The 25,110-nt window shown below is 69.2% G+C and carries 20 protein-coding genes; 7 read left to right on the top strand and 13 right to left on the bottom strand.

The window, feature by feature from the left end:
* Positions 1-7: 7 nt before the first annotated feature.
* Genes AC1DGE_RS16175 through AC1DGE_RS16165 form a run of 3 tightly spaced genes read right to left on the bottom strand, consistent with a single transcriptional unit; the run spans position 8 to position 5,217 of the window.
* The gene (locus tag AC1DGE_RS16175; protein WP_476917799.1) at positions 8-1,564 is read right to left on the bottom strand and encodes an FAD-dependent oxidoreductase; all 1,557 of its coding nucleotides are present in this window, start codon (positions 1,562-1,564) and stop codon (positions 8-10) included.
* Positions 1,561-3,771 (bottom strand): molybdopterin oxidoreductase family protein, encoded by a 2,211-nt coding sequence (locus tag AC1DGE_RS16170; protein WP_476917798.1) that lies wholly within the window; start codon positions 3,769-3,771, stop codon positions 1,561-1,563. Before AC1DGE_RS16170 ends, AC1DGE_RS16175 begins: the two co-directional genes overlap by 4 nt.
* Complete coding sequence (locus AC1DGE_RS16165; RefSeq protein ID WP_476917797.1) at positions 3,772-5,217, bottom strand: MFS transporter; 1,446 nt, start codon at positions 5,215-5,217, stop codon at positions 3,772-3,774. It lies immediately after the preceding gene.
* Positions 5,218-5,503: 286 nt separating this feature from the next.
* Between AC1DGE_RS16165 and AC1DGE_RS16160 the strand changes: the two genes are divergently transcribed.
* Entirely contained in the window at positions 5,504-6,916 is a 1,413-nt protein-coding gene (locus AC1DGE_RS16160) for an MFS transporter (protein WP_441418414.1), read from the top strand.
* Between the two features lie 141 nt (positions 6,917-7,057).
* Here the strand turns inward: AC1DGE_RS16160 and AC1DGE_RS16155 are convergent, their stop codons facing one another.
* From AC1DGE_RS16155 to AC1DGE_RS16130, 6 genes are all read right to left on the bottom strand, one after another.
* On the bottom strand, positions 7,058-7,789 hold the full coding sequence (locus AC1DGE_RS16155; RefSeq protein WP_441418413.1) for a glutamine amidotransferase: 732 nt from the start codon (positions 7,787-7,789) through the stop codon (positions 7,058-7,060).
* Between the two features lie 34 nt (positions 7,790-7,823).
* Positions 7,824-9,635 carry an acetyl/propionyl/methylcrotonyl-CoA carboxylase subunit alpha gene (locus AC1DGE_RS16150; protein ID WP_476917815.1) on the bottom strand — a complete coding sequence of 604 codons (1,812 nt, stop codon included), beginning with the start codon at positions 9,633-9,635 and terminating at the stop codon, positions 7,824-7,826.
* Positions 9,636-9,826: 191 nt separating this feature from the next.
* On the bottom strand, positions 9,827-10,513 hold the full coding sequence (locus AC1DGE_RS16145) for a Maf family protein (protein ID WP_476917814.1): 687 nt from the start codon (positions 10,511-10,513) through the stop codon (positions 9,827-9,829).
* Positions 10,514-10,556: 43 nt separating this feature from the next.
* Positions 10,557-13,112: an MMPL family transporter gene (locus tag AC1DGE_RS16140; RefSeq protein WP_476917796.1), complete on the bottom strand. Its 2,556-nt coding sequence runs from the start codon at positions 13,110-13,112 to the stop codon at positions 10,557-10,559.
* A gap of 1 nt (position 13,113) precedes the next feature.
* Positions 13,114-13,821, bottom strand: coding sequence for a TetR/AcrR family transcriptional regulator (locus tag AC1DGE_RS16135; RefSeq protein ID WP_441418410.1), 708 nt, complete (start codon positions 13,819-13,821; stop codon positions 13,114-13,116).
* 46 nt (positions 13,822-13,867) lie between these two features.
* On the bottom strand, positions 13,868-14,236 hold the full coding sequence (locus tag AC1DGE_RS16130) for a YbjQ family protein (protein WP_441418409.1): 369 nt from the start codon (positions 14,234-14,236) through the stop codon (positions 13,868-13,870).
* 194 nt (positions 14,237-14,430) lie between these two features.
* Here AC1DGE_RS16130 and AC1DGE_RS16125 point away from each other — a divergent pair, with 194 nt between their 5' ends.
* Positions 14,431-15,009, top strand: a complete 579-nt coding sequence (locus AC1DGE_RS16125; protein WP_476917795.1) for a hypothetical protein — start codon at positions 14,431-14,433, stop codon at positions 15,007-15,009.
* Between the two features lie 78 nt (positions 15,010-15,087).
* On the opposite strand, the gene AC1DGE_RS16120 is transcribed toward AC1DGE_RS16125, so the two are convergent.
* The 4 genes from AC1DGE_RS16120 to AC1DGE_RS16105 all read right to left on the bottom strand — a co-directional run bounded on the left by AC1DGE_RS16120 (position 15,088) and on the right by AC1DGE_RS16105 (position 20,404).
* Positions 15,088-16,539 (bottom strand): dicarboxylate/amino acid:cation symporter, encoded by a 1,452-nt coding sequence (locus tag AC1DGE_RS16120; protein ID WP_441418407.1) that lies wholly within the window; start codon positions 16,537-16,539, stop codon positions 15,088-15,090.
* A 273-nt stretch (positions 16,540-16,812) separates the two neighbouring features.
* Positions 16,813-18,522: a DUF885 domain-containing protein gene (locus AC1DGE_RS16115; RefSeq protein WP_476917794.1), complete on the bottom strand. Its 1,710-nt coding sequence runs from the start codon at positions 18,520-18,522 to the stop codon at positions 16,813-16,815.
* Positions 18,523-18,575: 53 nt separating this feature from the next.
* Positions 18,576-18,824, bottom strand: coding sequence for an acyl-CoA carboxylase subunit epsilon (locus AC1DGE_RS16110; protein ID WP_441418405.1), 249 nt, complete (start codon positions 18,822-18,824; stop codon positions 18,576-18,578).
* The gene (locus AC1DGE_RS16105) at positions 18,821-20,404 is read right to left on the bottom strand and encodes an acyl-CoA carboxylase subunit beta (protein ID WP_476917793.1); all 1,584 of its coding nucleotides are present in this window, start codon (positions 20,402-20,404) and stop codon (positions 18,821-18,823) included. Before AC1DGE_RS16105 ends, AC1DGE_RS16110 begins: the two co-directional genes overlap by 4 nt.
* A 346-nt stretch (positions 20,405-20,750) precedes the next feature.
* Here AC1DGE_RS16105 and AC1DGE_RS16100 point away from each other — a divergent pair, with 346 nt between their 5' ends.
* From AC1DGE_RS16100 to AC1DGE_RS16080, 5 genes are all read left to right on the top strand, one after another.
* On the top strand, positions 20,751-21,656 hold the full coding sequence (locus AC1DGE_RS16100; protein WP_476917792.1) for an SDR family oxidoreductase: 906 nt from the start codon (positions 20,751-20,753) through the stop codon (positions 21,654-21,656).
* 184 nt (positions 21,657-21,840) lie between these two features.
* Positions 21,841-22,758, top strand: coding sequence for a biotin--[acetyl-CoA-carboxylase] ligase (locus AC1DGE_RS16095; RefSeq protein WP_476893200.1), 918 nt, complete (start codon positions 21,841-21,843; stop codon positions 22,756-22,758).
* The gene (locus tag AC1DGE_RS16090; protein ID WP_441418401.1) at positions 22,751-23,347 is read left to right on the top strand and encodes a PH domain-containing protein; all 597 of its coding nucleotides are present in this window, start codon (positions 22,751-22,753) and stop codon (positions 23,345-23,347) included. The genes AC1DGE_RS16095 and AC1DGE_RS16090 overlap by 8 nt, the downstream gene beginning before the upstream one ends.
* Positions 23,337-24,695 carry an adenylate/guanylate cyclase domain-containing protein gene (locus tag AC1DGE_RS16085; RefSeq protein ID WP_441418400.1) on the top strand — a complete coding sequence of 453 codons (1,359 nt, stop codon included), beginning with the start codon at positions 23,337-23,339 and terminating at the stop codon, positions 24,693-24,695. Before AC1DGE_RS16090 ends, AC1DGE_RS16085 begins: the two co-directional genes overlap by 11 nt.
* 145 nt (positions 24,696-24,840) lie before the next feature.
* The coding region (locus AC1DGE_RS16080; RefSeq protein WP_476917791.1) for a hypothetical protein at positions 24,841-25,110 on the top strand (270 nt) is incomplete at its 3' end.

Raw genomic sequence — 25,110 nt, 5'->3', positions numbered from 1 at the left:
CAGGTCCCTAGGCCACCGCCCCCTGGAAGTGCTTCTCGATGAGCCCCTTGATGTCCTCGTGGCAGCCGCCGCAGCCGGTGCCGGCGCGGGTGGAGGCTGAGACCTCGGCCACCGTCCCGCAACCGGAGGAAACCGCGGCGGCAATGGAAGTCCCGCTCACCCCGGCGCACCGGCACACCGTGCGGTCCGGATCAGTAGCAGGAGGAGCAGCTTGGTCCGGGCCGTCCAGGCGCAGCAGCAGCGACCGGTCCGCGGGGAGCTCCGCGCCGCGCTCGAAGAGCTGCACCAGCTCCGCCCCCGTGCGCGGCATGCCCACGGCCACGAGGCCCTCAAGCACACCTGCGCGCGTGGTCATCTTGACGTAGCGCCCGTGCTCGGGGTCGGCCCACTGGGCCACCTGTAGCCGGGCCCGGCCGCCAACGGCGCCCGCGGTCAGGGCTTCCTCGTCCCAGGGCTCCGCGGAGACGTCCCCGGCCACGGCCATGGTCAGCCCGCGGGCCTTGAGCACCAGCACGCCCGGCTGTTCCGCCGGCAGCGGCGGCAGGGTTTCCGCCCCGGCCGGGGAGCCGGAGGCCAGCAGTGTCAGGTATTCGGCGAGCCATTCGGCCTGCCGCCAGCCCGGTCCCACCAGCCCGGACGGGCCCCGGGCGCTCCGGCAGTCCAGGCAGTCCGGGTCGGGGCAGCGGACCTCGGCGCAGTCGCCGATCGCGAAGATGTGGGGTTCGTGGTGCGCCCGCAGCCGGTGGTCCACCAGGATGCCGGCCGCCGTCGACAGTCCGCAGCCCTCGGCGAGTTCGGTCCGCGGCCGGACGCCGCAGGAGAGGACCAGCAGCTCGCCGTCGATCGCGGCACCGTCCTCCAGCAGCAGCGCGGAGAAGCCGCCGTCGGGCGCGTTGTGTTCAACGGCGACCGAGCGCGCGTTGCCGGCCACCTTCACGCCGCAGTTCCGCAGCGAAGCTGCCAGCACGGCGCCGCCGCCGCGGTCCATGTTGCGCCCCAGCGGGTGCGGGCCGTTGTGCACGACGGTCACGGCGGCGCCCTCCTCGGCTGCGGCCAGCGCCGTCTCGAGTCCCAGAACGCCGCCGCCGAGGACCACCACGCGCTTTCCRCCGGCTACCGCCGCCTGCAGCGCCGAGGCATCCGCCAGGTCCCGCAGCGCCGTCACGCCGGCGGGCAGCACCGGGGCGGCCGGATCCGGGTTCAGCCCGGTGAGGTTGGGGATTACCGGACGGGAACCGGTGGCGAAGACAAGCCGGTCGTAGCCGGGGGAGCTGCCGTCGCTGAGGAGGACCTGCTGCCGGGCGCGGTCGACCCGGCGGACCCGGGTGCCCAGCCGGACATCCACGCCGTCGGAGACCAGCGCCGCAGCATCGGCCAGCGCCATGGCGCCTGCCGTGGTCCGGCCGACGCCGAGGTCGGCCACCAGCACCCGGTTGTAGGCCGCCTCCGCCTCCTCGCCGACCACCGTCAGTTCCACCAGGCCTCCCCGCACCGCGGGCAGCAACTCGTCGATCAGCCGCGCCGCCACCGGGCCGAAGCCCACCACCACAATCCGTTCCGTCATGATGCACCTTCCATCTGGAGGACTTCGGCCTGCACTCCTTCGACCCGGGAGCCTGCCGCAGCAGGCCGCAGCCACACCTTGCTGGTCTTGAATTCCGGCATCCCGGAGACCGGGTCCGTGGCGGCCTCGGTGAGCCGGTTCGCGCTCTCCCATCCTGGGAAGTGGAACGGCAGGAACACGGTCTCCGGCCGGATCCCCGCGCTCAGCTCCGCCCGGCAGAGGACCTCGCCGCGCCCGTTGGCGACAGCTACGACGTCGCCCTCGGCGATGCCCTGCGCCGCGGCGGCGGCCGGGTGGATCTGCAGCCGCGCCTCGGGCTGTGCGGCGGCGAGGGCGGCCACCCGGCGGGTCTGGACGCCGGACTGGTAGTGCTCCAGCAGACGCCCGGTGATCAGGGTCATCGGGGTGCCCGCCGGGTCGGCGCCGCCCGCCGCGACCGGAAGCGTTCGACGGCGCGGCGCCACCGGAGTGAACACCGCCCGGCCGTCCGGATGGGCGAAGGAGTCCAGGAACAGCCGCGGCGTCCCGGAGCTCCCGGCCGGGTAGGGCCAGTAGGCTTCCTCGCCGCGGTCCAGCAAGGCGTAGTCGATCCCGGAGTAGTCGGCCAGGCCGCCCGCGGAGGCGAGCCGGAGCTCCTCGAACACGGTCTCCGGATCCTCGCTGAAGGTCGAGGGCGCGTCCAACAGCGCGGCCAGCCGGGTCATGATCCAGAGTTCGCTGCGCACCCCGGGCGGGGGAGTGATGGCCCGCCGGCGGCGCAGCACCCGGCCCTCGAGGTTGGTCAGGGTGCCTTCCTCCTCCGCCCACTGGGTCACCGGCAGGACCAGGTCCGCCTCGGCCGCGGTCTCGGACATAAAGAAGTCGCAGACCACCAGGAAGTCCAGGCTGCGCAGCCCGGCGATCACGGCGTTCGCATCCGGGGCGGAGACCGCCACGTTGGCGCCGTGAACGAAGAGGCAGCGGACGCCGTCGGGCCGCCCCAGCGACTGGAGCAGTTCGACGGCGGGGACGCCGGGACCGGGGATCGAGGATTCCGGGACACCCCATACGCCGGCGACGTGGGCGCGGGCGGCGGGGTCGGTGATCTTGCGGTAGCCGGGAAGCTGGTCCGCCTTCTGGCCGTGCTCGCGGCCGCCCTGGCCGTTGCCCTGGCCGGTGAGGGTGCCGTAGCCGCTGCGCGCCGAGCCCGGCAGGCCCAGCAGCAGGGCGAGGTTGATGGCGGCGGTGGCCGTGTCCGTGCCGTCCACGTGCTGCTCCACGCCGCGGCCGGTGAGGATGTAACTGCCGCCCTGCCGCGCACCTTCGGCCAGCCGCCGGGCGGTGTCGCGGACCAGTCCGGCCGGGACCCCGGTGAGGGACTGCACGCGCTCCGGCCAGTAGGGGCCGACGCTGCGGAGCAGGGCCGGGTAGCCGGTGGTCCGCTCCGCGATGTAGGCGCCGTCCGTCAGGTCCTCGTGGATGACCACGTGGGCCAGGCCCAGCAGCAGGGCCAGGTCGGTGCCCGGCAGGGGCTGCAGGTGCAGGCCGCCGCCGTCGGCAGTGAATGCCGCGGTGGCGGAGCGCCGGGGGTCGACGACGATCAGCCCGCCGGCGTCGCGGGCCCCTTGCAGGTGCTGGACGAACGGCGGCATGGTCTCGGCGACATTGGAGCCCAGCAGCAGGACGGTGCTGGCGGAACCCAGGTCCGCCAGCGGGAACGGCAGGCCCCGGTCCAGGCCGAAGGCCCGCATCCCGGCCGCGGCGGCCGAGGACATGCAGAACCTGCCGTTATAGTCGATCCGCGAGGTGCCCAGGGCCAGCCGGGCGAATTTGCCCAGCTGGTAGGCCTTCTCGTTGGTCAGGCCGCCACCGCCGAACACCCCGACGGCGTCCGGCCCGTACGCGGCGCGGGTGTTCTTGACCGCGGCGGCGGTGAGCTCCAGGGCCGTGTCCCAGCTGGCCGGTCGGTGCACGCCGTCGGGGCCCCGGAGCAGCGGCTCGGTGACGCGCCCCGGGTGCTCAAGCAGCGACGCCGAGGTCCAGCCCTTGCGGCACAGGCCGCCGCGGTTGGTGGGGAAGTCCCGGCCGGCCACCTCCAGCGGAGTCTCGGGCCGTGCCGGAGCTGCAGCCGCCGGAACTGCCGACGCCGGTTGCACCTCCGGAACGGTCAGTGTCATGGCGCACTGGAGCGCACAGTACGGGCAGTGCGTGGCGGCACCGTCGCTCATTTAGACGTGTCCTTTTCCGTGGCGGGTGGCGGGGCGCAGGTAGCAGGTCCAGCAGACGGCCAGCATCACCAGGTAGGCCGCGACGAAGCCGTAAAAGGCCGGGGTGTAGGAGCCGCTGGCGGTGTTGGAGGCGTTCAGGACCTGCGGGATGACGAAGCCGCCGTAGGCGCCGATCGCGGAGATCAGGCCCAGCGCGGAGGACGCCAGCCGCTGGGTGGCCACGGTGCTGGCCCCGGACAGGGCTGCCCGGCTGTGCAGGGCGAAGATCACCGGGATCATCCGGTAGGTGGCCCCGTTGCCGAAGCCGCTGGCGGTGAACAGCGCCAGGAACAGGGCCAGGAAGAGCCAGAAGTTGCCCAGCGGCAGGGTCCAGACCATGGTCAGGGTGATGACGGCCATCGCGGCGAACGCGGTCACGGTCATCCGCGCGCCGCCCAGCCTGTCCGCCATCCTGCCGCCGTAGGGCCGGGCCAGCGAGCCGACCAGCGGCCCGAGGAACGCCAGGGACAAGGCCACGGTCCCGACGGCGATCGAGGAGAAGGCCGGGAAGTAGTCCTTGATGAGTTTGGGGAACACGCCGGCGAAGCCGATGAAGGAGCCGAAGGTGCCAATGTAGAGCAGCGCCATGATCCACAGGTGCGGTTCCTTGACCGCGGCGAGCGAGCCGGCGACGTCGCCCTTGGCGCTGGTCAGGTTGTCCATGTACTTCCAGGCGCCGAAGGCGGCGAGCAGGATCAACGGGATCCACATCAGCCCGGCCACCGGCAGGTTCACGGTCCCGGCGGCCAGCACGGTAATGGCGACCGGCACGGCGAGCTGGGCGACGGCGGCGCCCAGGTTCCCGCCGGCGGCGTTCAGCCCCAGCGCCCAGCCCTTTTCGCGGGCCGGGTAGAAGAAGGTGATGTTGGCCATCGAGCTGGCGAAGTTGCCGCCGCCGAATCCGGCCAGGGCGGCCACGAGCAGCATGACGCCGAACGGGGTGCCGGGGTTTCCGACGCACAGGGCCAGCCCGGTCGAGGGGATCAGCAGCAGCATGGCCGAGACGATGGTCCAGTTCCGGCCGCCGAAGCGGGGAACCATGAAGGTGTAGGGGATCCGGAGCGTCGCACCCACCAGGCTGGGCATCGAGATCAGCCAGAAGATTTCGTTGGTGGAGAAGCGGAAGCCGGCCGCGGGGAGCTGGACCACCACTATCGACCAGAGCTGCCAGACCACAAAGCCCAGGAACTCGGCGAAGACGGACCAGTTCAGGTTCCGCCGGGCGATGCCGCGGCCCAGGGACTCCCACTGGGTCTTGTTCTCGGCGTCCCAGTTGGCGATCCAGCGGCCCGGGCGGTACTCGAGCGCGGGGCCGCCGACGGCGGTGCGCTCGGCAGCGTGGGCGGCATCGGCGTCGTGGTTCGGGGAAACGCCGGTTGCGGCGTCGGCAATGCGTTCAGCAGTCACGGGGACCTCCTTCGGGGTTGTCCCTCAAAACTAGGGACGCCGCATTTCCGGGACGCTCGCGCTTTGTTAACGTGCTGTGACGTTTGCCTATCGGCTCCTTTGTGACGGCGTGAGGCGGCGTGGGCGCCGCAGCGGGGGCGACCAACAGGTGGGACGACACGAATTGTCCAAATAGTGGAACATTTGTCCATTGCGTGGACACGAGGAACTAATATCAGACATATATCCATTCCTTAGCCGGACGCCTCTCCGCAGGGCGATCCGGTCTTCATGAAAGCGTCACTACATGTCATCCACTGCCACTTCGACGGAGCATGGGTCCGCCAAGCAGGTGAACTCGCGCGGCCGCGTGATCGTCGCCAGCTTGATCGGCACCACCGTTGAGTTCTACGACTTCTACGTCTACGCCACGGCCGCCGTCCTGGTCTTCCCGAAGCTCTTCTTCCCGGGCCAGAACGAGACCACCCAGCTGCTGAGCTCTTTCGCCGTCTTCGGCGTTGCCTTTATCGCCCGCCCGCTCGGCTCGATCGTCTTCGGCCACTTCGGTGACAAGTTCGGCCGCAAGGGCACCCTGGTCGCCTCGCTGCTCACCATGGGCATCGCGACGTTCCTGATCGGCTGCCTTCCGACGGCCACCGTTCCCGGCTGGACCTTCTGGGCCCCGGCCCTGCTCGTCGTGATGCGCTTCGCCCAGGGCCTCGCCCTCGGCGGCGAATGGAGCGGCGCGGCCCTGCTGGCCACCGAGAACGCCCCGGCCAACAAACGCGCCATCTACGGCACGTTCCCGCAGCTGGGCGCGCCGATCGGCTTCATCATCGCCAACGTGATCTTCCTGGTCTTCAGCTACACCCTGAGCCCGGCGGCCTTCGAAGCGTGGGGCTGGCGCGTGCCGTTCCTGCTCAGCGCCGTCATGGTCATCATCGGCCTGTACGTCCGGCTCAAGCTGATCGAAACCCCGGCCTTCACCAAGGTCATCGAATCCAACGAGGTCGCCAAGCTGCCGCTAGGCCGGGTCTTCAAGAGCAGCTGGCGCCAGCTGATCCTGGGCACGTTCATCATGCTCGCCACCTACGTGCTCTTCTACCTGATGACCACGTTCACCCTGACCTACGGCACCCGCGCATCCAGCCTGGACGCCGCCAAGGCCGCCGCCGAGAAGGCCGGCAAGCCGATGACCGAGGCAGCAGCCGCTGCCTTTGTCCCGGGCCTGGGCTTCACCCGCAACGACTTCCTCTGGATGCTCATTGCCGGCGTCGTGTTCTTCGGCATCTTCACCCTGGTCTCCGGTCCGCTGGCCGAAAAGTACGGCCGCCGCAAGATGCTGATTGCCGTGACCGCGGGCATCTTCGTCTTCGGCCTGCTGTTCGTTCCGCTCTTCAGCGGCGGCTTCGTCGGCACCATGGCCCTGCTGATCATCGGCTTCTCCCTGATGGGCCTCACGTTCGGGCCGATGGGCGCGCTGCTGCCGGAGCTGTTCCCGACCAACGTCCGGTACACCGGCTCGGCCATCAGCTACAACGTCTCCAGCATCCTGGGCGCGGCTGTGGCACCGTTCATCGCCGTCTGGCTCTGGGAACTGGCGAAGGGCAGCCCCGTGCTGGTGGGCGTGTACCTTACCGCCATGGCCGTGCTGACGCTGATCGCCCTGTTTGTGAGCAAGGAAACCCGCGACCTGGATTACGAGAACAACGTAGCCTGACGCTCCAGCCCGGTTCTTAGCCGAAATGCCCGGTGTGTTCTGTGGACACGCCGGGCATTTCCGTGTCCCGGGGCGGTGGCGGCTGAATAACTGGGCAGGAGCGCGACGACGGGGTCCCGCGACGGGCCTGCGGCGGGGCCCCTACCGGGCGTAGCGCTCGACGAAGTTGCGCAGGATGGCCATCGGCTCGGTGACGTTGTGGTGCCGGGCCTGGGCCATCAGCTCCTCGGCGGAGTCGGGTGGGAAGTAGCCGGCGTGGCGGTAGATGTCGATCCGCGTGGTGAGGCCGTCGGCGTCGAGCTCGGGGTGGAACTGGGTGGCGTAAAGGTTAGAGCGGATCCGGAACATCTGCACCGGGCAGGTCTCGGAACTGGCCAGCAGCACGGCCCCGCCGGGCAGCACAGTGCAGGCCTCCTTGTGGCCCACGAACGCCGTGAACCGCTCCGGCAGGCCGCGCAGAAGCGGGTCCTGCTGCCCGGCGGAAGTGATGCTGACGGTGACGCCGCCCAGGCCCTCGCCGTAGGTCCGGTCGATCACGGCGCCCTGGTGCAGTCCCAGGGTGCCGACGCCGTAGCAGGCGCCCAGGAACGGGAAGTCCTCGGCCACGATCCGGTCCAGCAAGGCGAACAGCTCGCGCTCCACCCGGTGCTGGACGTCGCTCTTATGCTCCGCGGGGTCGCTGGAGGTAAACGGGCTGCCGCCCACAATCACGCCGGAGTACTCGCTGAGCTCCAGCCGGGGCAGCGGGGCTGCCTCCATGCGGACCCGGTGCAGCTCGGTCTCGGCGAGCCCGGTGTAGCGCAGGTAGGCGAGGTATTCGTCGTCGGCGGCGGCGTCCTCGGCGCGGGAGGCGAGGAGCAGAAATGGCTTCACGTAACTAAGTCTGCCCCCGCCGCCGGCGATGCCGCTATTCGGCCGGCTCGCCGTCCTCGATCATGGCGATCACGGCGCCCGCGGAGACGGTCTCGCCGGCCGATGCGGAGAGCCCGATCACGATGCCGGCGCGGTGTGCGGTAAGCGGCTGTTCCATCTTCATGGCTTCGAGCACGACGACGAGGTCGCCTTCGGAAACCCGCTCGCCCTCGGCGACGGCCACCTTCACGATGGTGCCCTGCATCGGGGAGGTCAGGGCGTTGCCGCCGGCCGGCGCCGCCGTGCCGGCGCTCCGGGAGCGCTTCTTGGCTTTCGCCGGCTTGCCGCCACCGCCGCCGGAGATGGAGCCGAGGGACGCCGGGAGCACCACTTCGAGGCGCTTGCCGCCGACCTCGACGACGACGCGCTGGCGTTCGCCGGCGTCGGCTGCTTCAGCTGCGGTGCCGGTGGGAGCCCAGGCGGGGATGTCGTTGACGAAGGCGGTCTCGATCCAGCGGGTGTGGACCTTGAACGGGCCTTCGGCGGGGGCGAAGTCGGGGTTGCTGACGACGGCGAGGTCGAACGGGATGACGGTGGGGATGCCCTCGACCACCATTTCCTCGAGGGCGCGGCGGGAGCGCTGCAGGGCCTGGGCACGGGTGGCACCGGTGACGATCAGTTTGGAGAGCATCGAGTCGAAGTTGCCGCTGATGACGTCGCCCTGCTCCACGCCGGAGTCGATCCGAACGCCGGGCCCGGTGGGGTTCAACAGTTTGGTGATGGTGCCGGGGGCGGGCATGAAGTTCCGGCCCGGGTCCTCGCCGGTGATGCGGAATTCGATCGAGTGGCCGCGGACCTCGGGGTCGCCGTAGCCGAGCTCCTCGCCGCGGGCCAGCCGGAACTGCTCGCGGACCAGGTCGATCCCGGTGACTTCCTCGGAGACGCAGTGCTCCACCTGGAGGCGGGTGTTGACCTCGAGGAAGGAGATGGTGCCGTCCTGGCCGACGAGGAACTCGCAGGTGCCGGCGCCGAGGTAGCCGGCTTCCTTGAGGATGGCCTTGGAGGAGTCGTAGAGCCGCTGGTTCTGCTCCTCGGTGAGGAACGGGGCGGGTGCCTCTTCCACCAGTTTCTGGTTGCGGCGCTGCAGAGAGCAGTCGCGGGTGGACACGACGACGACGTTGCCGTGGGCGTCGGCGAGGCACTGGGTCTCGACGTGGCGCGGGGCGTCCAGGAAGCGCTCGATGAAGCACTCGCCGCGTCCGAACGCTGCGGTGGCTTCGCGGACGGCGGATTCGAAAAGCTCGGGGATCTCCTCGCGGGTGCGGGCGACCTTGATGCCGCGTCCGCCGCCGCCGAAGGCTGCCTTGATGGCGACCGGCAGGCCGAACTTGTCGACGAATTCGAGGATTTCCTCGGCGGAATTCACCGGATCGGCGGTGCCGGGGACCTGCGGGGCGCCGACCTTCTCGGCGATGTGGCGGGCTTGGACCTTGTCGCCGAGGGCGGAGATGGCCTCGGGGGAGGGCCCGATCCAGGTGATGCCGGCGGCGATCACCTTCGAGGCAAACTCGGCGTTCTCGGCGAGGAAGCCGTAGCCGGGGTGGATGGCGTCGGCGCCGGAGCGCTGGGCCACCTCGATCAGCTTGTCCATCACCAGGTAGGACTCGGCGGCGGTGTTGCCGCCCAGGGCGTAAGCCTCGTCGGCGAGCTTGACGTGCAGGGCATCGCGGTCCGGATCCGCGTAGACGGCCACGGAGGCGATGCCTTCATCGCGTGCGGCGCGGATGATGCGCACGGCGATTTCGCCCCGGTTGGCGATCAGCACCTTGCTCAGGCGGTGGGTGCCCGGCGTGGTGGCTGCGGGCACTGACGTTGCGGACTGCTCCGAATTTGCTGACAAGGCGTCTCCTTCTTTCCTTCAGGGAGCCTAGCGCGGTTTTGTGGGTTCCGCCGATATTACTTGCGGATCCCGCGCGTAAACGGCCGATCCTTTGTGGGGTTCCTACAAGGTGGTGCGAAATGGCTCACTCGGCACGGACCGCGGAGGTGCCCCGGAGTTCACTCGGCGCGGATGTCGGCGGGGTCGGCGGCCCCGCCGGTCCAGAGTTCGGTGACATTCACTTTGGCCTGGCCCAGCAGGCTGCGCAGGGTGGAGATGGAGAGCCCGACGACGGTGTGCGGGTCGCCGTCGACCTTGCGGATAAAGGCCCCGCCGTAGCCGTCGATCGTGAAGGAGCCGGCGCACTGCAGCGGCTCGCCGGTGGCGATGTAAGTGTCGATCTCGTCCTCGCTCATCTCCATGAAGTGCACCTCCGCGGAGGAGACAGCGCCCAGCGTCGCGCCGGTGCCGGTGCCGGCGTCGTCGTCGTCCGAGGATTTCGTGTCCGTGTCGCGGCAGTCGACCAGCCAGTGGCCGGTGTGCAGCACGCCCATGCTGCCGCTCATCCGGAGCATCCGTTCCCTGGCGACGTCGGCGGTGTACGGCTTGCCGTGGGCCTCGCCCTCGAACTCGAAGACCGAGTCGCAGCCGATCACCAGGGCGCCGTCGGCCTCGGGCAGCGAGGCGACGGCCTCGGCCTTGGCGCGCGCCAGCAGCAGGGCGGTGTCGTGCGGGTCGGTCACACCGTAGCGGGCCTGCACGGCGTCCTCGTCGACGTCCGAGACGAGGACGTCGTGGGCGATGCCGGCGTTGCTGAGCAGCTTGGTGCGGGCGGGGGACTGGGAGGCAAGACATCCGAAGGGGATTTATGGGCGCGAAGTGACCCCGCGTTGCTTTGGTCGTTGCGGGCTAGCGCGCGGCGACTTCCTCGGGCTCGCCGGCGCCGGCAGTGTCGGTGTCGGCATCGGCGTCGGACGTCGGCTTGTGCAGCTTGGCGCCCTCGACGTCGACGTCCGGCAGGATGCGGTCCAGCCAGCGGGGGAGCCACCAGGCCTTGCGGCCGAGCAGGTACATCACGGCCGGGACGATCGTCATGCGCACCACGAACGCGTCCACCAGCACGCCGAAGGCCATCGCGAAGCCCAGCGGCCGCACCATGTTCAGGTGCGAGAAGATGAAGCCGGAGAACACGCTGACCATGATGATCGCGGCCGCGGTAACCACGGCGGCCGCGTGGCTGAAGCCGGAACGGACCGCGTGCTTGGCCGTTTCGCCGTGCATGTAGGACTCGCGCATGCCGGAGGCGATGAACACCTGGTAGTCCATGGCCAGGCCGAACAGCACGCCGATCAGGATGATGGGCAGGAAGCTCAGCACCGCGCCGGGGTTCTCGACGCCGAACACGGTTCCCAGCCAGCCCCACTGGTACACCGCGACGACGCCGCCGAACGCGGCCGCGAGCGAGAGCAGGAATCCGCCGGTGGCCAGCAGCGGCACCACGGTGGAACGGAACACCAGCAGCAACAGGATCAGCGAGAGCCCGACGACGATCGCCAGGTAGGGCGGCAGCGCGGCGCCGAGCTTGCTGGAGACGTCGACGTTGCCGGCGGTCTGGCCGGTGAGGCCGATGCCGACGCCGGTGGCGTCCTGGATCCGGCCCTTTTCGGCGCGCAGATCCGAGACCACCTCGACCGTGCTGGCGCTGGCCGGACCCTCCTTCGGCAGGATCTGGAAGACGGCGGTGCGGCGGTCCTCGCTCAGCGCCAGCGGCACCGCGGCGGCAACGTTGTCCGTCTTCCGCAGGATGTCCGCGACGTCGAACTGCTTGGCCTGCGCCTCGGCGGCACTGAGGCCCGCGGGGAAGTCGCCGACGACGATGATCGGCCCGGTCATGCCCTCGCCAAAGCTCCGCTTGGTGACGTCATAGGCCTTGAACGCCTGCGAGGCGACCGGCTCCGAACTGGCATCCGGCAGGGCGAGCCGGAGCTGGCTGGCGGGCAGGGCCACCACGCCCAGCAGGAGCACGCCGGCCACCAGGGCCAGCCAGGGGTGCCGGGTGACGACGCCGCCCCAGCCGTGGCTGCTGCGGTATTCGTCCCTGGCACGGTCCTCGGTCTCGTGGCCCGGGGCGGCGTTGTGCCGCTCCGCCTTGGCCCAGGCCCGCTTGGAAATCAGTTTGCGGCCCACCAGGGACAGGACGGCCGGCGTCAAAGTCAGGGCGACGACGACGGCGACGGCCACCGTGGCGGCGGCGGAGAGACCCATGACGGCGAGGAACGGCAGCCCCGGCACCACGAGGGCAGCGAGGGCAATGATCACCGTGAGGCCGGCGAAGAGCACCGCGTTGCCGGAGGTACCGGTGGCCAGGGCCACGGACTCTTCGGGATCCATGCCCTTGAGCAGCTGGCCGCGGTGCCGGTTGACGATGAACAGGGAGTAGTCGATGCCGACGGCCAGGCCGAGCATGAGCGCCAGCATCGGGGAAATGGAGCTCATGTCGACGGCGCCGCTGAGCGCGAAGGTACCGCCGACGCCGACGGCCACGCCGACGATTGCCATCAGCAGCGGGAGGCCGGCGGCGACGAGGGTGCCGAGCATGATGATGAGCACCAAGGCGGCGACGGCGATGCCGATGATCTCCGCGGTGCCGAAGATCTCGGAGATGTCCTCGCTGATTTCCTTGCTGGGCAGGGCGGTCACGTTGGCGGCGGAGACCTCCTTGACGATGTCCTGGACTTCCTGCCGCACCTCCGGCTTGAGGCCGTTGATCGAGGTCTTGAACTGCACCTGGGCGATGGCGGCCTTGCCGTCCTCGGAGACAAAGCGCAGGCCGTTGGAGGCCTCAAGCTGGCGCTTGCCGAGCGCCAGCTTGGCGTTGCCGGCCTCGAGTTCCTTGGTGCCGGCGTCGAGCTTGGCCTGCCCGGCGGTGAGGGCGGCCTTCTGCTGGCCGAGCTGGGCCTCGACGGCCGCGGGCGGCAGCCCGGCGGCGGCCATCTGCTGCTCGGCGTCGGCCAGCTGGGCCTTGCCGGCGGCGAGCTCCGCAGCGGCCTTGTCCAGCTGGGCCTTGCCCGCCGCGGCCTTCTGCTCTCCGGCGGCAAGGTCCGTGACGGCCTTGTCCAGCTGGGCCTGGGTGGCGAACGGATCCACGGTCCCCTGGACGTCGGGGAGGGTCTTCAGCTTGGTCAGCGCGGCGGAGACCGCGTCCTTGCCGGCCTGGCTGAACTGCGCGTCGTTGGCTTCAAAAACGATGCTCGCGGAGCCGCCCGAGGAGGACGGGAGTTCCTCTTTGAGCTTGTCCGCCATCTGCTGGGTTTCGGTACCCGGGATCTGGAAGTTGTTGGACAGCGTGCCGTGAAGCGCCGCCGCGGCACCGCCGACGGCAACCATGACGGCAAGCCAGAGGGAGATGACGAGCCAGCGGTGGCGGTAGGAGAACTTGCCGAGTCGATAGAGCAAAAGAGCCATGTCAGGACCGATCTGGGGAAGGGGCGGCGGGTGGGGTGGCGGCCGGGACGGCTGCGGGGGAGGCAAATCCGGAGCCCAGCAGGCCCATGGAGTCGATCAGGAGTTGGCGCAGGGTGGAGAGCGAATCGGGGGTGAGTGAGCCGCCGCAGCGTGCGAACCAAACATCCATGGCGGCTTTGCCGCAGTAGATGACCGAGCCGGCGAGGGCGCGCAGGTACAGCTCGTCGATTTCGACGCCGGAGCCCCGGGCGAAGCGTTCGCGGGCGGCATCGATGATCTCGGCGGTGCAGTGGTCCCAGGCCTCCAGCTCGGACCGGTTGAGCTGCGGGTTGGACTGGCCCAGGCTGTAGAGCTCAGCCAGCGGAGCAATGGTCATCGGGTCGGCGAGTTCAACCAGGGCCGCCTGCGCTGATTCCAGGATCGGTTCGTCGGCCGGGCGCAGCCGGAACTGCTGGAGCGCGGTGTCCAGGAACCCGTGGGTTACCGAGGCGATGACCACTTCGGTGCTGCTGAAGTAGTTGAAGAAGGTCCGGCGGGAGATGCCGGCGGTTTCGGCGATGTCCTCCACCGTGAAGTTGCCCGGGCCCCTGGAACGGAGCAGGCCGAGCGCGGCATCCGTAATGGCCTGCCGGGTGGCGGCCTTGTTCAGCTCGCGCCGCGACGGCGGCGCCGCCCCGCCGTCGGGGTCGGAAAGGGGCGGAGTGGGCATGCACTTACACTATGTGCATGTTTGCACTCAGGGCAAGTTTCTGGGCTCAGCTCGTCAGCTGGACGGACTGGCCCGTTGCGCCGGGCTCGCCGGCGCCCAGCGGGATGGCAAACACCGCCGTGCCGTAGGCGCAGATCTCCGTCCAGTTGTTGGCCATGTGGGCCGTGTCGAACCGCATCGCCACGATCGCGTTGGCACCGCGCTGCGCGGCCTCCGCGACCATCCGCGCCATGACCTCCTGCCGGCTCTCGTAAAGCACCTGGGTCAGTTCGCGCAGCTCGCCGCCGGCCAGCGCACGTAATCCCGCCACGACCTGGGCGCCGACGTCCCGCGACCGCACGGTCAGTCCCATGACTTCGCCGAAGACGGCGTCAATCCGGTGGCCGGGGATGTCGTTTGAGGTGACGATCAGCATGACCTGAGCCTAGCCACTTTGCGCCCCGGGACAAGGGAAGGTTTTGGGGAACGGCACGGCCTGGAAGCATTCACAGGAAGATGAAAGGTTCTGGACAGCTCCCGCCGAAGCCCGCGGCACACACTGGAGTCACGTCTTGCGAAAGACCACTGACCGCAGAGCCGTCGCTGTACGGCATATCCAGGAGAGCGCACATGTCACGTACCAAGAGAATCACGCTCGGCATTTCGGCCGCCGCCCTGGCGCTGGGCGCCGGCGTCGGAGTCGCTGGGATGGCCTCCGCCACCACGACGCCGACCCCCACCCCCAGCTCCACCGCTTCCCCGGACGGAAGCAGCACAAAGGGTGACGGCATGGGAATGCGCGGCGGGCACGGCCCTGGCGGTGAACGCGGCGAACGCGGAGGCTTCGGCGGTGCGCGGGCATCCGAACTCGCGGCCAAGCTCGGCGTGGACGAAGCCAAGGTCACCGACGCGCTGAAAGCTTTCCGCGACGCCCACAAACCGACCGCCCGAGCGGCTGAAGGTACCCGGCCGGACAGGGCGGCCATGGAGGCGGAGCTGGCCAAGTCCCTCGCGTCCTCGTTGGGCATTGACGAGGCCAAGGTGACGGCGGCCCTGACGGAGCTCCGCACCGCCGAACAGGCGGAACGCGCCGCGGCGCTAAAGACCAGGCTGGACAAGGCTGTCAGCGACGGCACCCTGACCCAGGCCGAGGCCGACGCGGTCACCAAGGCCATCGAGAAGGGCGTTATCGGCGGAGGCGGCCACTAGGGCGCAGCAGCACCAGGACCATAAAAAAGTAGTCCCCGGGAGGAGAACCCCGGGGACTGCTTTCGTTGGGCGCTGGGCTTAGGCCTTGGCGCCGGCCAGTTCGCGTCCCTCGGCAGCCGGGACACCGCCGTCGGCGTCCACACGGGAGGCGTCCACAACATCGGCGTCCACGACGTCGTCGCTGAACGGGTCACCGTTGCGCGGGGCGTTGTAGAGCGACTCGTCCAGGATGCCCTGGCGCTTGGCCACGATGGTGGGGACCAGGGCCTGGCCTGCCACGTTGACCGCGGTGCGGCCCATGTCCAGGATCGGGTCGATCGCCAGCAGGAGGCCGACGCCGGCCAGCGGCAGTCCCAGCGTGGAGAGTGTCAGGGTCAGCATGACGACGGCGCCGGTGGTGCCGGCGGTCGCGGCGGAGCCCAGCACGGAGACGAGGGCGATCAGCAGGTACTGGGTGAAGTCCAGCTGGATGCCGAAGAACTGGGCCACGAAGATCGCGGATACAGCCGGGTAGATCGCGGCGCAGCCGTCCATCTTGGTGGTGGCGCCCAGCGGCACGGCGAAGGAGGCGTAGGCGCGGGGCACGCCCAGGGAGCGTTCGGTCACGCGCTGGGTCAGCGGCAGGGTCCCTACGGAGGAGCGGGAAACGAAGGCCAGCTGCACCGCGGGCCAGACGCCGGAGAAGTACTGCTTGATGGACAGGCCGTGGCTGCGGACCAGGACCGGGTACACCACGAACAGCACGAGGGCGAGGCCAACGTAGATGGCAAAGGTGAACTTGCCGAGCGAGCCGATGGTGTCCCAGCCGTAGACTGCCACGGCGTTGCCGATCAGGCCGACGGTGCCGAGCGGGGCGATCCGGATGATCCACCAGAGGACCTTCTGGATCACGGCGAGTGCGGAGGCGTTGAGGTTCAGGAACGGCTCGGCGGCCTTGCCCACCTTCAGGGCCGCGATGCCGACGGCGATCGCGATCACGAGGATCTGGAGGACATTGAAGCTCACGGCGGTGGTCGCGACGCCGTCCGTGACGGTGGTGCTCGCGCCGAGGCCCAGGAAGTTCTTCGGGAACAGCCCGGTCAGGAACGCCCACCAGTCACCGGACTTGCCGGCGTACTCGGCCTGCTTGGTGATGCCGGTGCCAGCGCCGGGCTGCAGCAGCACGCCCAGGCCGATGCCGATCAGCACCGCGATCAGCGAGGTGATCGCGAACCAGAGCAGCGTGTTCCAGGCCAGCCGGGCCGCGTTGGAGACGGCGCGCAGGTTGGAGATGGAGCTGACGACCGCGGTAAAGATGAGCGGCACGACGGCGGTCTGCAGCAGCGAGACGTAGCTCGAGCCGATGGTCTGCAGGGTGGCGCCGAGGGCGTTGGGGTTGGCCTTGGTGCTGCCTGTGTATTTCGCGAGCAGGCCAAGGCCCAGGCCCACGATCAGGGCGGCGATGATTTGGAAGCCGAATGAGCCGGCCCATTTGGGCAGCTTGAAACCGGGCTTGCCTGCGGTTGCGGGGGTGCTTGTCTGAGTGGTCACCTGAATACGCTAGGACCGGGCTGCATAACACGGCGAACAAACGTTGAGAAATGTTACGCGCCCCGAATTGAACGGCGCGCGCAAGAACCCCGCAAAGACGCCGGAAGACTGCCCGTTTGTGAAGTTATTCCGGCCCCAGGTGTGGCGATTGTCTCTCCATAGGCCCGGGGGAGCAGGCATCCGGCAGCGTGCGTCTAAGCGAGGAACGAGCGAGCACGCAGAGGATGGCTGCTCCCCCGGGACACCAGGCAGGGTGCCTGCAACAGGCCCGGCCTACCCCAGCAGCGCCCGCTTCAGCGTGTCCAACCCCACGGAGCCCATGTTGAGCGCCTTGGTGTGGAAGGCCTTGAGGTCGAAGCCCGGCCGGGATTCGAGCTCGGCGCGGATCTGCTCCCAGAGCCGCTGGCCCACCTTGTACGACGGCGCCTGCCCCGGCCAGCCGAGGTAACGGGTGAACTCGAACTTCAGCTGGCCCTCGCTGATCGCAAGGTTCTGCTTCAGGAACTCGTACCCCGTGTCCGGAGTCCAGGTGCCCGACCCCCAACGCTCGGGCACCTCCAACTCCAGGTGCACGCCGATGTCGAACACCACCCGGGCCGCCCGCATGCGCTGCATGTCCAGCATGCCCATGTGGTCGCCCGGATCCTTCAAATAGCCGAGCTCCTGCATCAGCTTCTCGGCGTACAGTGCCCAGCCTTCCCCGTGCCCGGAGGTCCAGCAGACGTTGCGCCGCCACTTGTTCAGCAGCTCCCGCCGGTAAGTGGCCGTGGCGACCTGCAGGTGGTGGCCCGGCACGCCCTCGTGGTAGACCGTGGTGGTCTCGGCCCAGGTGGTGAAGGTGTCCTCGCCCGGCGGCACGGACCACCACATCCGGCCCGGCCGGCTGAAGTCGTCCGAGGGGCCGGTGTAGTAGATGCCGCCTTCCTGGGTGGGGGCAATCTTGCACTCGAGCGTCTTCATGGCGTCCGGGATGTCGAAGTGCACGCCGGCGAGGTCGGCCACAGCCTTGTCGGAGAGCTCCTGCATCCAGGCCCGGAGGGCGTCGGTGCCCTTGAGCTGGCGGGCCGGATCGTTGCTCAGGATTTCCTTGGCCTCTTCGACCGTGGCGCCGGGCCGGATCTCGTTGGCCACGCGCTCCTGTTCGGCGATCAGGCGGTCGAGTTCCTGGACACCCCAGGCGTAGGTCTCCTCAAGGTCCACCGTGGCGCCGAGGAAGGAGCGGGAGGCCAGGGCATAGCGTTCGCGGCCCACGGCGTCCTTTTCCGGGGCGGCCGGCAGCAGTTCGGATTCCAGGAAGCCGGCCAGCCGGGCATAGGCCGCGCGGGCGGCGGCAGCTCCGGCGTCGAGCTTGGACTGCACGTCTTCGGGCAGCGGACCCTCGGCGGTCTTTGCCTCGGCGGCCAGCTTGGCGAAGAAGCCGTCGTCCGCGGCGTGCTTGGTGGTCTGTTCGATCACGATCCGGACCTGGCGGGCGGCGGAGACCCGGCCGGCGTCCCGGGCCGTGCGCAGCGACACGATGTAACCGTCCAGGGCAGCGGGGACATTGTGCGCGCGGCCGGCGATGTGCTCCCACTGCGCGGCGGTGTCCATCGGCATCAGGTCGAAGATCGCGCGGATCTCCTGGGCCGGGGAGGCGATGTTGTTCAGCTCGGCCAGGTCCCAGCCGGAGTCGTGGATCTCCAGCTGCAGGCCGAGGCGCTCGCGCATCGCGTCCAGGGTGACGGCGTCGACGTCGTCAGCGGGCTCCAGCCCGTCCAGCGCGGCGAGGGCCTCGCGGGCCGCGGCAGCGAACTCCTCATGGCCGGCGGGGGAGAAGTCCGGGTACTCGGTTTCGTGGCCGGGCAGGCCCAGCTCGGTGGCGAAGCTCGGGTTGAGCCGGATCAGGGTGTCCGTGAAGGCGTCAGCGACGGCGTCGATCGCGGTCTGCGGGCGTGCCGGAACCGGATTGTCGGGCGTGGTGTTCTGAGTTGTTTGGGTAGTCACCCGAACGAGACTAGCCGGGCCGCGCCAGTTATGAAAGGGTTACTGAACTTTTCTTAGCCGCGGCTGCGCTTCCACGAGCCCGGGCCCGGCTTCGGCGCCAGTTGCAGCTGCTGCCGCCGGATCCAGTGCCGCACGCCCGGCTTCTCCGCAGCGGCCGTCTCGCCGCTGCCCAGGGAAAGGACGACTGCGGTCAGCGCCGCGAGTTCTTCGGCCGTCGGCTCGCCCTTCACGACGGCGAGCGCCGGCTGCGCCGCCGGCGTGGTGGCTTCCGGCTCGGTGCCCGGTTCGATCGAGGGCGTCACAGCGGGATGTTCCCGTGCTTCTTGGCGGGCAGGCTGGCACGCTTGTCCCGCAGCGCGCGCAGGCCCTTGATGATCTGCAGCCGCGTCTCGGACGGGGCGATCACCGCGTCCACGTAGCCCAGCTGGGCGGCCTGGTACGGGTTGAGCAGCTCCTCCTCGTACTGCCGGATGACCTCGGCGCGCTTGGCCTCGACGTCGCCGCCGGCCTCCGCAACCGCGGCGAGCTCGCGGCGGTACAGGATGTTGACCGCGCCCTGGGCGCCCATCACGCCGATCTGCGCGGTGGGCCAGGCCAGGTTGAGGTCGGCGCCGAGCTTCTTGGAGCCCATCACGATGTACGCGCCGCCGTAGGCCTTGCGGGTGATCACGGTCAGCTTCGGCACGGTGGCCTCGGCGTAGGCGTAGAGCAGTTTCGCGCCGCGGCGGATGATGCCCTGGAACTCCTGGTCCTTGCCCGGCAGGAAGCCCGGCACGTCCACCAGCGTGATGATGGGGATGTTGAAGGCGTCGCAGTGCCGGACAAAGCGGGCGGCCTTCTCCGAGGCTGCGATGTCCAGGGTGCCGGCGAACTGCATCGGCTGGTTGGCCACGATGCCCACAGTGTGGCCCTCGACCCGGCCGTAGCCGATGATCACGTTCGGCGCGTAGAGCGACTGCATCTCCAGGAAATGCGCGTCGTCGACGATCTGTTCGATCACCTTGCGCATGTCGTACGGCTGGTTGGCCGAGTCCGGGATGAGCACATCGAGGGCCAGGTCGTCGTCGTCGAGCTCCGGCTGCTGGCTGTGCTCCAGCACCGGGGCTTCGGCGAGGTTGTTTGAGGGCAGGAAGTCCAGCAGTTCGCGGACGAACTCGACGGCGTCCGCCTCGTCGGCGGCGAGGTAGGTGGAGGTGCCGGTGTTGGCGTTGTGCTGCCGCGCCCCGCCGAGGGTCTCCATGTCGACGTCTTCGCCGGTGACGGTCTTGATCACGTCCGGGCCGGTGATGAACATGTGCGAGATCTTGTCCACCATGACGACGTAGTCGGTCAGGGCGGGGGAGTAGGCCGCGCCGCCGGCGGAGGGGCCCATGATGAGCGAAATCTGCGGCACGACGCCGGAGGCGTGGACGTTGTTGCGGAAGATGTCCGCGAACATGGCCAGCGAGGCGACGCCTTCCTGGATGCGGGCGCCGCCGCCGTCGAGGATGCCGACCACGGGGCAGCCGTTGCGCAGCGCGAACTCCTGGACCTTGACGATCTTCTCGCCGTTGACCTGGCTCAGTGAACCGCCGTAGACGGAGAAGTCCTGGCTGTAGACGGCCACGGGCCGGCCGTCCACGGTGCCGTAACCGGAGACCAGGCCGTCGCCCAGCGGCTTCTTCTTCTCCATGCCGAACGCCGTGGAGCGGTGCACGGCGAGGGCGTCGAACTCGACGAAGGACCCGGCGTCGAGCAGCAGGTCGATGCGCTCGCGGGCGGTGTTCTTGCCGCGCGCGTGCTGTTTCTCGATCGCTTCCGGGCCGGAGGGCTGCTCGGCACGGGCCTGGCGGTCGCGGAAATCGGCAATCTTTCCCGCGGTCGTGGTCAGATCGTGGCTCATCAAGTGTCTCCGGCTCTGTTGTTCGCTGCTGTTCATCGTTACGGCTGTCGCAGGCCTGTGCGGTGGCGCTTAAGTGGATTCCACACAAAAACATGGCCGTGCTGGCAAGTCTAGTGACGGTATTCGTCCGCGCCGCTGTAGAAAACCTACAATTTTCACCCCAAGCTTCACCGCCGGCTGCTGCGCTCCAGCCCAGTTGCCCCCGGCCGCACCGGGGCTGGACCCCGGAATTCCGCGGGTGCGGGCCATATTTCCGCGTCCGCGCGGGCAATAACCGGGCGGGAACGTCATGACCGTCCCGCGAAAAGGTATGTTACTGGTGAGTAACATCGGCTAAGGTGGGGCTATGACTTCAAGCAACGACGCTTCGGCCGTCTCCCCGGAACCCCGCCAGCCGGAGCCGTACCAGGCCTCGGGTACCCTGGCGGGCCGCACCATCCTGATGTCCGGCGGCAGCCGCGGCATCGGCCTGGCGATCGCCCTCCGTGCGGCCCGGGACGGCGCCAATATCGTGCTGCTGGCCAAGACCGGCCAGCCGCACGCCAAACTCGAGGGCACCGTCTACTCGGCCGCCGAGCAGATCGAGGAGGCCGGGGGACAGGCGCTGCCGCTGGTCGGCGATGTGCGCAACGACGCCGACGTCGCCGGCGCGGTTGCCGCCRCCGTCGAACGCTTCGGCGGGATCGACATTGTGGTCAACAATGCCTCGGCGATCGACCTCTCCAAGACCGACGCCGTGGACATGAAGCGCTATGACCTCATGCAGGACATCAACGTCCGCGGCACCTTCCTGCTCAGCAAGCTCGCCCTGCCGGCGCTCCGCGAATCCACGGCCGGGCAGATCCTCACGCTCTCGCCGCCGCTGAACCTGGACCCCAAGTGGGCCGGCATGCACCTTGCCTACACCATGGCCAAGTACGGCATGAGCCTGACCACGCTGGGCCTGGCCGAGGAACTCAAGGTGGACGGCATCAGCGTGAACTCGCTCTGGCCCTGCACCCTGATCGACACCGCCGCGATCCGCAACATGCCCGGCGGCGAGCAGATCGTCCGCGGTGCGCGCGGCCCGCAGATCATGGCCGACGCCGCCCACGCCGTGCTGACCGCCAGCAATGCCATCCCGGCATCCGGCAGCTGGAGCGGAAATTTCTACACCGACGAAGAGGTGCTGGCCGCAGCCGGCGTCACGGACTTCGCGCCGTACAGCCTGGGCGCGCCGGAAGACCGGCTGGTTCCTGACATTTTCCTCTGAGTTTCCGGCCGCTTTTCGCCGTTCCGGGGCGGTGCGGGCCGCCGAAACTCCCCACCTTTGCGGGTTCGACGCCGGAATGCCGCGGCGTGTCAGTGCAACGCGCCGGCGGCGGCGTCCAAACGTGGGGACGTTCCGCGGTGACCGGGCCGCAGCCGGCGGAACGGTAACTCGGTAGGATTCAAGCATGCAAGCCGCGCAGGAGACACCGGACCGTCCACCCCTGGACCAGGGCGCCCTCAGCGACGCCGCGTTCCTCTCGGCCAACGGCATCCCGCAACTGACCGTAGTGGAGTCCACCGGCTCCACCAACGCGGACCTGCTGCGCGGCGTGAGCGTGGATCCCGGTGCCTGGCCGGACCTGTCCGTGCTCACTGCTGAGTACCAGAGCGCCGCCCGCGGCCGCCTGGACCGGCACTGGGAAGCCCCGGCCCGCAGTTCCGTTTCGGTCTCGATCGTGCTCCGGCCGGTCAACGCCGAGGGCCGCCCGCTGCCCACCCAGAGCTACTCCTGGCTTTCGCTGCTTGCCGCGCTCGCGCTGCGGGAGGCCCTGCTGGAAACCGCCGGCATCCCGGCCGAACTCAAATGGCCCAACGACGTCCTGGTCCGCGGCCAGAAGATCGCCGGCATCCTCGCACAGCTGGGCCCCATGGGCGACGGCGCCGTTCCCCCCGTGGTGCTCGGGACCGGGCTGAACGTCACTCTCACCGAGGCCGAACTTCCGGTGCCCACGGCCACCTCGGTGCTGTTGGAACACCCGACGACGGTGGACCGGACGGCACTGCTGAAAAGCTACCTCTCCCGCTTCGCCACGCTCTACCGCAGCTTCTGCAACGCCGACGGCGACCCCGCCGCGGGAATGGCTGGCGGTCCTTCGCTGCACAAGCGGGTGGAGCACGTGCTGACCACCCTCGGCAAGCAGGTCCGGGCCCAGCTTCCCGGCGACCACGAGATCATCGGCCACGCCACCAGGCTGGACGACTACGGATCCCTGCTGGTGGTCGATGCGGCCGGGCACGAGCACGTGGTGACCGCCGGCGACGTCGTGCACCTGCGTCCCTGGACCCCTCCCGGCGAGGCCGGCGGCGAAAGCGGCTATGCGTAAGGAGCTCCTCCCGGGCGAGCAAGTGATTGTCGTTACCCGCCCCCAGCCGCGGACACTGATCGTCCCGGGCCTGCTGTTCATCCTGGTCTCCGCCCTCACCGCCTATGCCTGCGCCTGGATTGTGAAGGGCGGGCCGGCCAAACTCGTCCCGCTCGTCACTCCCGACTGGACGCCGTGGCTGATCGGCGGCTGCCTGGCGCTGGCGGCCTGGGTGCTGGTGGGCTACTGCCTCCCCAGGGTGGTGACCTGGCACGCCAGCCGCTACACCCTGACCAGCCGGCGCCTGGTTGCCCGATACGGCATGTTGCGGCGGCGCGACCAGCAGGTTCCGCTGGCCGCGGTCCGTAATGTGTTCATCGAACAGACGCTGCTCCAACGGACCCTGCGCTCGGGGAATATATCCTTGGATACCGGGTACCCCTCCAGCACGGTGATTCCGGACGTCCCCGAAGTCATGACGTTCCGGAACTTCATTCTCGACGCGTTAGACGAACTTCCGGAGGACGAACTGCTTGAGGCCGACGACACGATGCACGATCCCGGCGAATGGCCCATGGACTTGAGAGAAGGTGGAAGAGATGAACGCTGAGAACGTGCACCCCGACACCGGACTCCTGGCCGCCGAACCCTCGGACGTGCCCGAAGCGGTACTCGAAGCGTCCTCCCTCGAAGCCGCCGTGCTGGACTCCCTCGCAACTTCCGACGCCGATGACCCGGCCGACTTCGACACCGACGCCGGCTCCGACGCCACTGACCCCGCCGACGGTGCTGCTGACCCCGCCACCGGTGCTGCTGACCCCGCCACCGACGACAACGCTGATACCGACGACGACGCCGCCGCCGCCGGCCCGGCTGCCGCCGAAGAGCCGCCTGCCACCCCTCCCACCGGCACCATGTCCGCGGAACGCCTCGCCACCAAGGCCCTCGAGCAGCGGCTGCTGGGCGGCGAACGCAAGCTGCGCCGCCGCGAGGTGGCTGCCGGTGCAGGGCTGTCCCTGCTGTCCGCCCGGAAACTCTGGCGCGCCCTCGGGTTCCCCAACCTCGGCGACGACGACGTGGCGTTCACGGAACGGGACCAGTCCGCGCTGAGCACAATTGTGGACCTGGTCCGCGCCGGCAAGCTCACCGAGGAAGCGGCCATCTCCGTCACCCGCGCCATCGGCCAGATGACGGACCGCATGGTGGTCTGGCAGATCGAGGCCCTGGTGGAGGACATGGTCCACCAGCAGGGGGTCACCGACGCCGTGGCCCGCAAGCGGTTGGTCAGCGAACTGCCCTCGCTCGTGGACGCACTCGAGGAAATGCTGGTCTACTCCTGGCGCCGCCAGCTCAACGCCGGGGTGCAGCGCCTGGCCGTGCGCGCCGAGGCCGGCCTGGCCTCAAGCGAGGAAGGCCGCGAAGGGGACGAGGACGACGCCCCGCTGCCGCTCGCCCGGGCCGTCGGCTTCGCGGACCTGGTCTCCTATACCAGCCTGTCCCGCCGGATGAACGAAAAGACCCTTGCCCAGCTGGTGCAGCGCTTTGAGAACAAGTGCGCGGAAATCATTTCCGTCGGCGGCGGACGCCTCGTGAAGACGGTCGGCGATGAAGTCCTCTACATTGCCGAAACCCCTGCTGCCGGGGCCGAGATCTCGCTGGCCCTCTCGCAGGCCTTCAACGAGGACGAGATCCTGCCGCAGGCGCGCGTGGCCATGGTGTGGGGCCGCATCCTCTCCCGGCTGGGTGACATCTACGGGCCCACCGTGAACCTGGCCGCCCGCCTCACGGCGCTGGCCGATCCGGGCACCGTGCTGGTGGACTCCATGACCGCGGCGGCGCTGGAACACGACGAACGCTTCGTACTGCTTCCCCGCGACGCCGAGAACGTGCGCGGCTTCGGCGAAATCCACCCCGTGGAGCTGCAACGGGGCAGCGGGAGGGGCCTGGTCCTGGATTAGGCGGCCAGGCAAAGACCCTGAACGCCCGCAATAGCGGCGCGCAGGTTTCTCTATTCGATGGTCAATATGTCATAGTCGTGGATATCCGACCACGCCAAGGCACTTCACTGCGTCCAGCGGGCGTGACACTGGGGGACAGCAGGAAATGAAAAACATCCTCGATACCGTGCGGGCAAAAACACGCCCCGGCGTCCGCCCTGCCCGAACCAAAACCGCATCCGCAGCCCGGACAAAACACCGCAAAAATTACCTGACCGCAACCGGCCTTGTGGCTGCTGCTGCGGTGTTGGTGACGGGGGCCATCATCTATCCGGGGTTTAAGACTGCTGAGGTGGAGTTGAACGATGGTGGTGTGTGGGTGGTGTCGAAGGCGAAGAATGCGGTGGGGCGGTTGAATTATCCGTCGCGGGTGTTG

The sequence above is a fragment of the Arthrobacter sp. 05N425 genome (assembly GCF_056397125.1).
This window is presented reverse-complemented; position numbering and strand designations above follow the sequence as displayed.